Annotated in this window: 11 protein-coding genes; 7 read left to right on the forward strand and 4 right to left on the reverse strand. The window is 38.2% G+C overall.

Annotated features, from left to right (window positions below):
- Positions 1-109: 109 nt before the first annotated feature.
- The 3 genes from A0J48_RS05415 to petC all read right to left on the reverse strand — a co-directional run bounded on the left by A0J48_RS05415 (position 110) and on the right by petC (position 2745).
- Positions 110-841: a DUF1995 family protein gene (locus A0J48_RS05415; RefSeq protein ID WP_200321065.1), complete on the reverse strand. Its 732-nt coding sequence runs from the start codon at positions 839-841 to the stop codon at positions 110-112.
- A gap of 211 nt (positions 842-1052) precedes the next feature.
- Positions 1053-2054: a cytochrome f gene (gene petA / locus A0J48_RS05420; protein ID WP_200321067.1), complete on the reverse strand. Its 1002-nt coding sequence runs from the start codon at positions 2052-2054 to the stop codon at positions 1053-1055.
- A 151-nt stretch (positions 2055-2205) separates the two neighbouring features.
- Positions 2206-2745 carry a cytochrome b6-f complex iron-sulfur subunit gene (gene petC, locus A0J48_RS05425; RefSeq protein ID WP_200321069.1) on the reverse strand — a complete coding sequence of 180 codons (540 nt, stop codon included), beginning with the start codon at positions 2743-2745 and terminating at the stop codon, positions 2206-2208.
- A 332-nt stretch (positions 2746-3077) separates the two neighbouring features.
- On the opposite strand from petC, the gene A0J48_RS05430 reads away from it, so the two are divergent.
- On the forward strand, positions 3078-3386 hold the full coding sequence (locus tag A0J48_RS05430) for a DUF3067 family protein (RefSeq protein ID WP_200321071.1): 309 nt from the start codon (positions 3078-3080) through the stop codon (positions 3384-3386).
- Between the two features lie 196 nt (positions 3387-3582).
- Positions 3583-4965, forward strand: coding sequence for a cobyrinate a,c-diamide synthase (locus A0J48_RS05435; RefSeq protein WP_200321073.1), 1383 nt, complete (start codon positions 3583-3585; stop codon positions 4963-4965).
- Between the two features lie 46 nt (positions 4966-5011).
- Here the strand turns inward: A0J48_RS05435 and A0J48_RS05440 are convergent, their stop codons facing one another.
- The gene (locus A0J48_RS05440) at positions 5012-5437 is read right to left on the reverse strand and encodes a cyclic nucleotide-binding domain-containing protein (protein WP_200321075.1); all 426 of its coding nucleotides are present in this window, start codon (positions 5435-5437) and stop codon (positions 5012-5014) included.
- A 550-nt stretch (positions 5438-5987) separates the two neighbouring features.
- Here A0J48_RS05440 and A0J48_RS05445 point away from each other — a divergent pair.
- The 5 genes from A0J48_RS05445 (at position 5988) to A0J48_RS05465 (ending at position 12403) form a co-directional block, all read left to right on the forward strand.
- Positions 5988-6986 carry a hypothetical protein gene (locus A0J48_RS05445; RefSeq protein WP_200321077.1) on the forward strand — a complete coding sequence of 333 codons (999 nt, stop codon included), beginning with the start codon at positions 5988-5990 and terminating at the stop codon, positions 6984-6986.
- Between the two features lie 33 nt (positions 6987-7019).
- A complete protein-coding gene (locus A0J48_RS05450; protein WP_200321079.1) occupies positions 7020-8564 on the forward strand; it encodes a CHAT domain-containing protein in 1545 nt (514 codons plus the stop codon).
- Positions 8565-8631: 67 nt separating this feature from the next.
- Positions 8632-11610: a UPF0182 family protein gene (locus A0J48_RS05455; protein ID WP_200321081.1), complete on the forward strand. Its 2979-nt coding sequence runs from the start codon at positions 8632-8634 to the stop codon at positions 11608-11610.
- 74 nt (positions 11611-11684) lie between these two features.
- A complete protein-coding gene (locus A0J48_RS05460) occupies positions 11685-11963 on the forward strand; it encodes a hypothetical protein (RefSeq protein ID WP_200321083.1) in 279 nt (92 codons plus the stop codon).
- A complete protein-coding gene (locus A0J48_RS05465; protein ID WP_200321085.1) occupies positions 11960-12403 on the forward strand; it encodes a type II toxin-antitoxin system VapC family toxin in 444 nt (147 codons plus the stop codon). Before A0J48_RS05460 ends, A0J48_RS05465 begins: the two co-directional genes overlap by 4 nt.
- Positions 12404-12414: the final 11 nt, after the last annotated feature.

Below are 12414 nucleotides of genomic sequence, written 5' to 3' on the forward strand. Positions count from 1 at the left end.
ATTGAGATAGTTAGCAATTGTTGTGTCTATTGTGCGATCGCTTGTCACAATCTTGAGAAAAGCGATTGCGCGGAGTGCAGTACCGGAAGCAATCGCTGAATGAATTTACCTAACTACTCAAAGCCTTAATAAACCGTTGCAAACTCTTAAACATACTGGGTTTTTTGGCTGGTGTTCCATCGCTGGTTTGCGGTTGTCCTTTCATTAAAATCATGTCTATTTCATCACCGGAAGGTTGGTTGGGTAATTCAGCAATTTTTTGATATTCGCCTTGGGTTTCTAACCACACTTCCCACAGTCCGGGGTAGCAGCGAAAAAGTGCTGTTTCATCATCAACTGGACGCAGATAATAACAAGATTCAATGGTACTAATGAAACGTTTGCGGGTTTGTCTGGCGGTATAACCAATACCCACCACACCAGAATCTTCTAAACGAGGATTTAACAACACCATAGGGCGTGTGTCTATGATTTCACACAGTTTTTCTAATTGTGGGACTTCTACAGAAGTAGGGGCGATAAAGACAAAGATTTCATCTTCTGGTTTAATTTTCGTTTGTGGGGAATTAGCCCTACCTGTACCGATATCTTCAATTTTAAATTGTGCATCTTGCCACTCACGACGGGCTAAAGCTGCTGCACCAGCATCGGCAAAAAAGACTTTCAGACGGGATTCGTATTCAGCAAACAGGGGTAGAAATTGTTCTGCTACCGGCATGAATTTGAGTTCTGGGAACAGAAAATCAACTTGAATCCGAGTCACGCCATCTGCTAAAGCCAATTTTACCGCTTCACGGGATTGGGCGATCGCTTCTTCTAGGGTTTTGGGTAGTTCAGCCATAATTTAAGAGACTTGATCAACTGTGTGGGTCAATATTCAATTCTCGCAGTTTGGCCGCTAGACGTTCAGCTTTTTGTTTTTTCTGTTCCCTGTTCCCTGTTCCCTATTCCCTGTTCCCTATTCCTTAAGCCCTCATAAACAACTTTTTCAAACGTACATATAAAAAAGACAGGCTGATAGCCTGCCCTAAACTGAATTATTGAGAGAGAATTTAGAAATTCATCTCCGCAGCTTGGACTTTTTCCACCTGCTTCTTCTTCAGCACCAACATAACTTGTGCCAACATAACTAAACAGATGAAGGCAATCATACCTGCAACTCTGGTGGGGTTTTGTAAGACTATTTCTGTATCTTTTTGACCGAAACCACCAACGTTGGGATTTACGGTCAGAGCATCACCAGATGCAACTGTTTGTCCTTCAGAGACAATTAATTCTGGGCCTGCGGGAACGGTATCGTTAACAACGTCACCAGATTCGGTTTTGATGCTAACTACATATTTTACGTTACCGTCTTCATCTTCTGTTTTGGCAATCTTGCTAATTGTGCCGCCAGCAGAAGCATTGTAAATGTTATTATTGCTCTTTTCACCTGTGGGGTAAACTTGTCCACGTCCTCTGTTACCGCCTACATGAACGGAATATTTGCCAAAGTGGATATTTTTGTCGGTAGCAGGGTTAGGTGAAAGAACAGGGAAGACGATTTCTTGATATTGTTCACCTGGTAAGGGGCCAACAATGACGATGTTTTCTTTATCTTCGCTGTAGGGTTGGAAGTAAATATCGCCTAATTCTTCTTTGAGTTCTTCAGAAATGCGGTCTTCTGGCGCAATCTTGAAGCCTTCAGGTAACATCAATACGGCACCGACATTTAAGCCGACTTTAGAACCATCAGCACCTACTTGTTGTACGCTGGTGTCGTAGGGTATTTTGACAACGGCTTTAAATACGGTGTCAGGTAGTACAGATTGGGGTACTTCTACTTCTGTATTTTTTGCTGCTAGGTGACAGTTAGCGCAAACAATCCGCCCTGTCGGTTCGCGGGGGGTTTCTGGATAAGTTGCTTGCGCCCAGAAGGGATAGGCCGCAGCAGTTTGGGGTAAAGCTAGATCGCTGGTGAAGAAAAAGGTCACGGTGGCGATCGCTATGAGCAATGTGTTTAACATTACTCTAGCAGTGCGAGTTAGTTTCGCAGGTGTACAGGCGTTTCTCATCTCTATAAAGTCATTAGTCAGTGGTTAGTTGTCAGTGGTCAGTTGTCAGTGGTCGGTTGTCAAAAATTGACTTTAGACTAATAACTCATCACTTATTACTCAGAACTCAGCACTCAGAACTCAGCACTCAGAACTCAGCACTCGGAACTGTTTAAGCCCACCAAGGTGCTTCGTTGGTGCGGAAGTCTGTTTCTGTCCAAGGGGTCAAAACGATTTTGTCGTCGTTGACATTGGCGTGAGCTAGTGCCAAAGACCTGGGTGCAGGACCGCGGACAACTTTACCAGTCGCATCGTACTGGGAACCGTGGCAAGGACATTTAAACTTGTTCTCTGCTACGTTCCAAGGTACAACACATCCTAGGTGGGTGCAGATAGCGTTAATGCCATAGTCTGCGATCGCTTCTTTGCTTTCGACGACAATATAAGTAGGATCTCCCTTCAGTCCTTGTACTAAAGTGCGATCGCCTACATTATGGCTTTCTAGAAACTGACTGACGCTAACATCGTTACCTAGTTCGTTTTTTGCAGTTGCACCACCACCAGCACCACCGCTGCTGGGGGGGATAAAGTACTTAACCACAGGATACAATGCACCTAGCGCCACTCCGGTAACAGTCCCAAAAGTGAGCAGGTTCATGAACTGACGACGACCCATATCAGGAACGTCCATTGATTCGGAAAATTGAGCCATAATCTACGCGCTCTTTGTGTAATTTATTAAGCATTTTCACAAGAGTACCAGCACTTGAGCCACCCTTGTCTGAGTCGAAATGCGAACGCTCTCAGCGATGCCACAATTCTCTGTTCCAAGATATCTTGAGCATCTTTTCTGTTAGCATTACATTTCTTTATATCCTTATCATACTGGAGTTACGGAACTTAACATCATAACTAAATGTAAAATCTAATTGAGAACAGCTATGCTCCCATAATGAAATAGGCTGTAATCCTTCACAGCGAGACAAAAGTCTCAGCATATTGCCAAACCAAAATCCAAAATCCCAACCAAATTCTGAAATATATATGACAGGACAGGAATTTCGTCAACTGTTAATTGATAAATGGGGATATTCTTATGATGTCCAGTTACGTAGGACACAGGGGAAGATATTTCTACAAGTGATGTGGAAATATCTGGAGCAAGCTTCATTCCCTTTAAGCGAAACTCAGTACCAAGAACATCTGGACAGTATTGCTAATTATCTCAATGCCTTGGGAGGAACAATACAAGTACAAACTTTTATTAGCCAAACAAAGGAACGTCCCCGACTAGGTAAGGCTGTTAGTATCCCTCTCGACTTGGGCGATCGCGCTTCCGAATGGATATTATGAACAATTCAAAATTCACAATTCAGGACTGAGGCAATGATAGTCTGAAGATGTCGTGGTTTATAGAATTTCAATTCTATGTTTTTTAACTTAGACGCAAGTCCGGAAATTGTAGATATAACCCTGTAAAACCAGATGAAATGTAACTTTCTTGAGTTTGAGTTTTTAATTTTTAATTTTTAATTTTTAATTGCTACTTATGTCAATAATTATTGCTGGAGAACGTAGTGGTGTTGGTAAAACAACAGTAACACTCTCCCTGTTAGCATCTTTAAGCCGTCGTGGTGTCAATATCCAATCCTTTAAGGTTGGACCAGACTATATTGATCCGATGTTTCATCAATATGTTACTGGTCGTCCTTGTCGAAATTTAGATCCTGTACTAACTTCAGAAAGTTATGTCCAAAAATGTTTTTATCATCATGCTTCCCAGTGTGAATATAATTTGATTGAAGGGGTCATGGGGTTGTTTGATGGTGTTGGTAATTCCTGGGATAAAAGTGACAACGTGACATTTGCCAGTACGGCACACATAGCTAAATTATTAGATGTACCTGTGGTCTTGGTAATTGATTGTAGTCGGTTGTCTGGTTCAGTAGCAGCGATCGCTCATGGTTATTGTTCTTTAGATAGTAGAATTAAAATCGCCGGGTTAGTATTGAATCGTGTCGGTAGCGATCGCCATTTATCATTATTAAAAAATTCCCTTGCACCTCTAAATTTACCTATTCTAGGCATATTGCGACGACAAGATAATATCACCATTCCTGACCGTCATCTGGGATTAGTACCCACCGAAGAATTACCCGAATTAGATCATACAATTAATCGTCTTGCAGATTTAGGTGATAGTTGTTTTGATTGGGAAAAATTATCACCATTACTGAATGTAAATCCAAGTTCATTAATTCCTCCTCAATCATCAAAATCCCAAATCCCACATCCCCAACCCAAAATTGCAGTTGCACGGGATAAAGCCTTTAATTTCTACTATCAAGATAACTTAGATTTACTGCAAGAGTTAGGGACAGAATTAGTATTTTGGAGTCCTTTAAAAGATAGAGAATTACCACCAAATATACAAGGAATGTATTTTGGAGGTGGGTTTCCCGAAGTATTTGCATCAGAATTAGCTGCCAATACCCAAATTTTAAAAGCAGTAAAATCAGCTATTTTAGCAGGAATGCCGACAATTGCCGAATGTGGCGGTTTGATGTATTTATGTGAGCAAATAATTGATTTTGACGGTAAATATTGGCCAATGGTGGGCATATTACCCACATCTGCACAAATGGATAAAAAGTTAACTTTAGGATATCGTCGTGCAGTAGTTTTACAAAATAGTTTTTTATTGCATGAGGGAAAAAATATCTATGGACATGAATTTCATCGTTCTCATTTAATTACTCATCCTCAACAACCATTATTTGATACTTATCGCTGTGACTGTGATGAAAATACAGGATTTGAAGGTTGGAATTTATCTAATGTTCATGCTTCTTATATACATCAACACTGGGGAGAAAGTGTAGAAATTCCCCAAAGGTTTCTACAAAAATGTCTAAAATTTAGAGAAAATTGATAATTGACATTTAACTCTGTTCCCAGTTAAGAGTTCCCTTCTATAACTAATGACTAATACTTTCATTCAGCCTACGAATTATTCGAGATAGTTCACGAATAATATTCACAGCAATTTCTGGAGTTTCTTCAATAGCATCATACAGTTGTTCTTGAGTCAGTTCCAAACATTCACAAGGTTCTAAGGTGGTGACAGACGCAGAACGGGGTTGAGTATCAAATACAGCCATTTCTCCAAAGTATTTTCCCGGGTCTACTTCAGCTAATTTAGTCTCACCGATATGGACTTTGACTCTACCAGATACAATAATGTAAAGAGAGCGCCCTTCTTCACCTTGTTTAAAAATACTGTGATTTGTTGGATATGATAACTCATTCATCACTGAAGCCAGTCGTACTACAAAATCATCTCGCAATTCGTTAAAAATAGGAACGCGCCGGACAAATAACAAACGATCAACACTAGTGAGCATAATTACTATAACAATCTGATTTGATTTATAAACTTACTTTTGGACACGAAGAACAGGGAAAAAAGAACAAGGAAGTTAGATGTATACGGAATTTTTCATGCATCACCTGTTTTGAATTTAGATAGTAGACCGCTAGTAAAAGTAATTTTTGCAAAAATTGGCAAAAGGTTAAAGGTTAAAGAAAAATTTTCAGTTTTACTCCTTCCCCTTTCACCGACTTCTGCAAGAGGTCTAGTGATTAGATTTATCTTATACCAGTAAATGATTAAATTAGTGATATTTATAGATACTTTCATATTTGGCATCATAAATTGAGATTTCGGTATTAACCCCTATGTAAGATATAACTTTACTAGATAAGGGTTAAGTAAATTTATTTTTACAATATATCAAAAATTACTATCAATAGTGATATGCTAACTATTATTGTCAAGTATCAAAAATTATCTGAGCTTGACAGAATAGACTAGGTGGGAATTTTCCAACCAGACATTTGATATCCTGACAAAATTTTTCTTGATCAATACCATCTTTACTCCAGCATATTATTATGTACTTTATAGACAATTATGCTCCCATAGAAATTTACAATCATTTACATAGCAAAATTATCTATGAACAGCAATTTACCCCTATTAAGTCTTCAGAGCTAGATACAGTAAATGAGTCTTTTACTATAAAATTCAGTCAAGAATCTCTAAATCAAAAAACTCCTGTAACCACAGATGTACCAACTAATTATTTAAGTCAAGTTCCCCCAGTAGAACCAGATAAAAGTGATGCTCCAGTTCGTGAAAATAGCTTACAAACAGAACCTCAATATCCTGAACAAAAGCCATTTAAACCACAAAAACTGCCCTTAGTTTTAGAAAAAAGAAAAGCACGGCCGCCTTCATCTCCAGGTATTACCATGCTCACACCATCAGCCTATGGTAAATCTTGGGGAAGAGCTTCTGTTGGTGTGGGAATACAATCTCGCGCTCGGTTTACTGATACAGCGGATGGAGTGTTAGGGGTTGGTTTCGGTCTTGGTGATGCGAGAAAATCGGTCGGTTTAGATATCAACATAGGCGTTGTTGATTTAGATACATTTGAAGATGGAAACATTAGTTTCAAATTACATCGTCAACTTCCAGCAGATTTTGCAGTGGCTGTTGGTGTTAAAAACTTTATCACTTTTGGTGATACTGATGGGGGTCAATCTGGTTACGGTGTAATTACTAAAATGTTCCGTCTCCAGGATAGTGAAAGTCAGCCTTTTAGCCGGGTGTATGTGTCTGCTGGTGTGGGTGGAGGACAGTTTCGCTCAGAATCAGATATTAGCAATCAAATTGATTCGGTTGGTGTTTTTGGCAGTATAGCTTTAAGAGTCGCTAAACCTGTGAATGCAATTGTTGAATGGAGTGGACAAGATTTAGGCTTAGGTGTATCTGTAGCTCCATTTGAGAATATTCCTTTGGTAATTACGCCAGGAATTAGTGACATGACTGGCAATGCTGGTGATGGTACACGCTTTATCTTAGGAGTTGGTTATAGCTTTTCGTTTTAAAGAAATTTATCACTGGATTTTAGGATAAAATCAATGAAATTTTCTCGTTCATTTCTGTCAATTTTTTTATCAGTTATTTTAGTGATTTTGTTTTTTAAATCTGTTCAAGCTCAAGTAGGAAATCAGTCAGACATTACTAATCCTGACCCTCAAGAATTTGTCCCCAATCAGTCAGACATTACTAATCCTGACCCTCAAGAAATTAATGATAATTCTAGTAATACACCTGGTACTCCAATTGTTGATCGTCCAACCTTTGATAGGAATTTTTCAGAATTAACAGCAGAGGAAGCAGTTGCCCAAATTGAGGAACTGCAAGCCTTAGAATATGGAACGCAGCTTGGTATTGATTTTTTTGGTGAGATTACTTCAGCAGAAGAAATTGGTGACGAACTCAGTAATTTGTCTAGGTTAACAGGCAAAAATGCAGCAGTTCTTTACGTCACTTCCTTACAAGATAAACTCAGCTTAATTCTCATTCCACCAAAGCCACAAGACAAAGATTTGTTAAATGAAGAAAATTCACCAAAACCTAAAAATGACAAATCAGTAAAAACTGGTGAAATTGTTCGTGAATATGTGGGAGAAGCTAACAACAGCAATATCCAAAAAGTAGCTCAAGATTTTCGTTCTAAAGTTACCAATTTTCGAGAAAAAAGTTACTTTATACCTGCACAAAAGCTCTATGAATGGATAATTAAACCTATAGAACCAGCCCTACAAGCCAATAAAATTAATACTGTCATATTTTCCCTGGATAGGGGTTTACGTACTCTCCCCATTGCTGCATTGTATGACGGTAATCAGTTTCTGATTGAAAAATACAGTGTTGGGATTATACCTAGTTTTAGTCTCACAGATACCCGTTATATTCCCATAGTTAAATCTGATATTCTGGCTTTAGGGATATCACAAAGTACAGAAGGGCAAGATCCTTTACCATCTGTACCTGTAGAAATCAACACAGTAAGTAAAGAACTTTGGCGTTCTCAAAGTCAGACTTTATTGGATCAAGAATCTACATTAGAGAATCTTGAATCTCTCAGTCGTAAAAAGCATTTTGGAATTCTGCACTTAGCCACTCATGGAGATTTTAAACCAGGAAAAATTAATAATTCTTACATTCAACTTTGGAATCAAAAAATACGCATAGATCAATTAAGAAAGTTATCTCAAGAATTAGGATGGAGTAAAGAACCTAAAGTAGAAATGTTGGTTTTAAGTGCTTGTAGAACTGCTGTGGGTAGCGATGAAGCAGAATTAGGATTTTCTGGGTTAGCAGTGCAAGCAGGAGTGAAAACTGTTTTGGGTAGTTTGTGGTATGTTAGTGATCAAGGTTCTCTAGCCTTGATGACCAAATTTTACGATGAGTTAAATACTATACCCTTGCGGTCTGAGTCTCTGAGACAAGCTCAGATAGCAATGTTGAAAGAAGAAGTCCGTATAGCAGATGGAAAGTTATACCTGTCTCCAGAAAAGAGCATTCCTCTCACTCCAGAACTGTTGAATTCAGGTAACATTGACTTATCTCATCCATATTATTGGTCGGCTTTTACCATTATTGGCAACTGGAATTAATATTTTCTGTTAGTTGTCAATAGTTAATGTCTTTGCTGTAAGCTGTCACCTACTTCCTGGAAATTGAATGTCGTGGAAATTATACTCTAAAGTTATTATCGCATTCCTAGGGCTGTGGTTACTCTTGGATGTTTCTTCTCATCTAGGGGCTGAGATTTTTTGGTTTCAGGAAGTTGGCTATTTGCAAACATTGCTGGTGCGGTTAATAACTCAAGGTGCTTTATGGGTGGGTGTTGTTAGTGTTAGTTTGATCTATTTGTGGGGAAATTTGACTTTAGCACAACGCTACCAATATCCCCAGTCTCTTAACAGTGAACCAGCGAGAAGTAAAGAAAAAAGTTTTAGTAGTAACTTAACAAAGTTTCTGAGTCCCCAATATGGAAAAATTGCTCACAATTTTGAATTGAAAAGGGGAAACAGAGAAATTAAATTAATTTGGTTGTTACCGTTAACCTTGGGTTTGAGTTTATTACTGGGGTTAATCGTCAAGCATTATGGACAAGTTTTGATCAGTTACTGGCATGGAGAAGTTAATCAGGTTATTTTGCCGTTGACGATTCTATTTAGACCAGAGATTGTTGGGAACTTGGGAAGCAAAATTATTTCTCAAGTCTGGTCTTTTGGCTTGGCTTTGATCATGGCGATCGCACTCTTAATATCTTCTCAATTTTTGCTGAGAGCGATCGCACTGGTTTTGAGTCTCGGTTTTGGGTGGATACTATCTCAAAATTGGTCAAAAATACTGCTTTATTTCCATTCTACTACCTTTGATAGTACCGATCCTTTATTTGGCAAAGATATCAGCTTTTATATATTTTCACTCCCATTCTGGGAACTATTGGCATTTTGGCTAATTGGGTTATGTTTATATAGCTTTTTATCCGTTACTCTCATCTATCTTTTATCAGGAGATAGTCTCAGTCAAGGCATTTTTCCTGGTTTTTCTCTACCACAACAACGTCATTTATTTGGCTTAGGTGGCTGTTTGATGTTGGTAGTAGCCTTGAGTTATTGGTTAGGTCGTTATGAACTCGTTTATTCTCCCCGTGGAGTGAGTTTTGGCGCTAGTTATACTGATGATAAGGTACAGTTACCAGCGGACACCATGTTATGTGTTTTAGCTGTGGCGATCGCATTTTATTTATTATGGCAAACTTGCTTCTGGAAACCCAAATCTCAACATCATCGCTGGGCAATTTATAGTTTATGTATTTATGTAAGTTTAATAATTATAGGTGATTTTATTGTACCTGCTATTGTGCAATCTTTAATGGTTCAGCCCAATGAATTACAGCGAGAGCAACCTTATATCCAGCGGACTATTGCCTTAACTCGGCAAGCATTTGATTTAGAAATAATTGATTCTCAAACTTTTAATCCCCAAGGAAAATTAACCCAAGCTGATCTTAAAGCCAATGATCTAACAATTAGAAATATTCGTCTTTGGGATCAAGAACCACTATTAAAAACTAATAGAGAATTACAACAAATTCGTCCCTATTATCGGTTTCCCGATGCCGATATTGATCGCTACACAATTAAAACTGAACCAAACCAACAAACAACCACATCAACGGAAAAACGTCAGGTACTAATTGCTGCCAGAGAATTAGATTATAATTCTGTTCCACCGCAAGCTAAAACATGGGTAAACCGCAATTTAGTTTACACCCACGGTTATGGTTTTACCATGAGTCCTGTAAATACAGTTGCTGCTGGTGGTTTACCAGAATATTTTGTTAAAGATATTAGTGGTAATGGTAGTGCATTAACTACTTCTAGTGCAGCTATTCGTGAAAGTATTCCTATTGGTGAACCGCGAATTTATTACGGCGAAATTTCTAATACTCATGTCATGACTGGCACAAGAGTTAAAGAATTAGATTATCCCAGTGGCAGTGATAATATTTATAATACATACAATGGTAAAGGTGGAATCAAAATTGGTTCTCTGGGTCGAAGGTTGTTATTTGCCACGTATTTAAAAGATTGGCAAATGATATTTACACGGAATTTTCTGCCAGAAACTAAGGTATTATTCCGGCGAAATATTAACCAACGTATTCGGGCGATAGCACCATTTTTAAAATTTGATAGCGAGCCTTATTTAGTAGCTGCTGATGCCAATCCTGACAATAAAAATCCAGAATTTTCAGGAGCAAAGAATTATCTTTACTGGATAGTAGATGCTTACACAATTAGCCATCACTATCCCTATTCTGACCAAAATGGCGATGGCATTAATTATATTCGTAACTCCGTTAAAATTGTAATTGATGCTTACAACGGCACAGTCAGATTTTACATTGCTGAACCAAAAGATCCTCTAATTATTGCTTGGTCAAAAATCTTCCCGCAAATGTTTCAACCGTTGGCAAATATGCCTGTGAATCTCCGCAGTCATATCCGTTATCCGGTGGACTTTTTCAAAATTCAATCTGAACGGTTAATGACTTATCACATCACTAACCCCCAAGTATTTTATAACCGGGAAGACCAATGGCAAATTCCCAATGAAATCTATGGAACTCAAACCCGTCCAATTGAACCCTACTATTTAACTACTAGTCTTCCTAATGCTCCCTCTGAAGAATTTCTTTTACTACTTCCCTATACACCAAAAGAACGGACAAATTTAATTGCTTGGTTAGCAGCACGTTCTGATGGAGAAAATTACGGTAAATTACTGCTTTATAACTTTCCTAAAGAACGTTTGATTTATGGGCCAGAACAAATAGAAGCGAGAATTAACCAAGACCCAGTAATTTCTCAACAAATTTCATTATGGAATCGTCAAGGTTCGAGAGCAATTCAAGGTAATCTTTTAATTATTCCTATTGAACAATCTTTATTATATGTTGAGCCAATTTATTTAGAAGCAACCCAGAATAGTATCCCAACTTTGGTTAGGGTGGTTGTTGCTTATGAAAATCGCATTGTCATGGCGCAAACTTTGGAACAAGCTTTAGAGGGAATATTTAAACCAGAGGTAACACCAGCGCCGCCTATTATTCGTCCTGTGGAGGAGGGAATAGCACCGGAATAATTCGTAATTCGTAATTCGTAATTCGTAATAATGCCTCCGGCTCCCGTAAGGGATACGTAATTGGGAAATAACAAATGACAATACAACTACAATTAAAACCAGAAATAGAGGCTCGTCTTATTGCTGAAGCTGCTGCAAAAGGCGTATCAGTGGAAGTTTATCTTGAATCTTTGATTGAAGCAAGTTTGACGAGTAAGGAAAAGCAATCTTTTTCTCAAGCAGCAACTCAGGAAGAGTGGGAAACAGCACTGACAGATTTAATCAATAGTCCTGCTTTTACTTTAGCACCACCACTTTCTGATGCAGCGATTAGTCGAGAGAGTATTTATACCAGAGAAGATGAAATGTTATGAGTTATTTGGTAGATACTAATATTTTGCTGCGTTTAGTGCAGAAAAACAACCCAATGAATCCTGATGCTCAAAGAGCGATTGTCACACTTAAACAAAAATGTGAATTATTATATATAATTCCTCAGAATCTAATCGAGTTTTGGGCTGTTGCTACACGACCAATTAACAGTAATGGGTTAGGGTTAACCATCATTCAAGCAGCAGAAGAAACGGAGAAGCTGAAAAAGATATTTACATTACAAACTGATACACCTGAGATTTTTATTGAATGGGAATCTCTCGTGATTAAACATCAAGTTATGGGTAAACAGGTACATGATGCACGTTTAGTTGCAGCGATGGTAACGCACAAAATTACACATTTACTGACATTTAATATTGATGACTTCAAACGTTTTTCGGAAATAGTAGTTGTTGATGCGCGAAGTTTTGCACCTTAGTCTTGATTATA

Origin of the sequence: Sphaerospermopsis aphanizomenoides BCCUSP55 (assembly GCF_001586785.1) — a bacterium.
Taxonomy (GTDB): domain Bacteria; phylum Cyanobacteriota; class Cyanobacteriia; order Cyanobacteriales; family Nostocaceae; genus Sphaerospermopsis_A; species Sphaerospermopsis_A aphanizomenoides_A.

What these genes read in the sequence shown, in the direction of transcription:
- A0J48_RS05415 (WP_200321065.1), bottom strand. Translation starts at nt 841, where the DNA reads ATGGCTGAACTACCCAAAACCCTAGAAGAAGCGATCGCCCAATCCCGT.
- petA (WP_200321067.1), bottom strand. Translation starts at nt 2,054, where the DNA reads ATGAGAAACGCCTGTACACCTGCGAAACTAACTCGCACTGCTAGAGTA.
- petC (WP_200321069.1), bottom strand. Translation starts at nt 2,745, where the DNA reads ATGGCTCAATTTTCCGAATCAATGGACGTTCCTGATATGGGTCGTCGT.
- A0J48_RS05430 (WP_200321071.1), top strand. Translation starts at nt 3,078, where the DNA reads ATGACAGGACAGGAATTTCGTCAACTGTTAATTGATAAATGGGGATAT.
- A0J48_RS05435 (WP_200321073.1), top strand. Translation starts at nt 3,583, where the DNA reads ATGTCAATAATTATTGCTGGAGAACGTAGTGGTGTTGGTAAAACAACA.
- A0J48_RS05440 (WP_200321075.1), bottom strand. Translation starts at nt 5,437, where the DNA reads ATGCTCACTAGTGTTGATCGTTTGTTATTTGTCCGGCGCGTTCCTATT.
- A0J48_RS05445 (WP_200321077.1), top strand. Translation starts at nt 5,988, where the DNA reads ATGTACTTTATAGACAATTATGCTCCCATAGAAATTTACAATCATTTA.
- A0J48_RS05450 (WP_200321079.1), top strand. Translation starts at nt 7,020, where the DNA reads ATGAAATTTTCTCGTTCATTTCTGTCAATTTTTTTATCAGTTATTTTA.
- A0J48_RS05455 (WP_200321081.1), top strand. Translation starts at nt 8,632, where the DNA reads ATGTCGTGGAAATTATACTCTAAAGTTATTATCGCATTCCTAGGGCTG.
- A0J48_RS05460 (WP_200321083.1), top strand. Translation starts at nt 11,685, where the DNA reads ATGACAATACAACTACAATTAAAACCAGAAATAGAGGCTCGTCTTATT.
- A0J48_RS05465 (WP_200321085.1), top strand. Translation starts at nt 11,960, where the DNA reads ATGAGTTATTTGGTAGATACTAATATTTTGCTGCGTTTAGTGCAGAAA.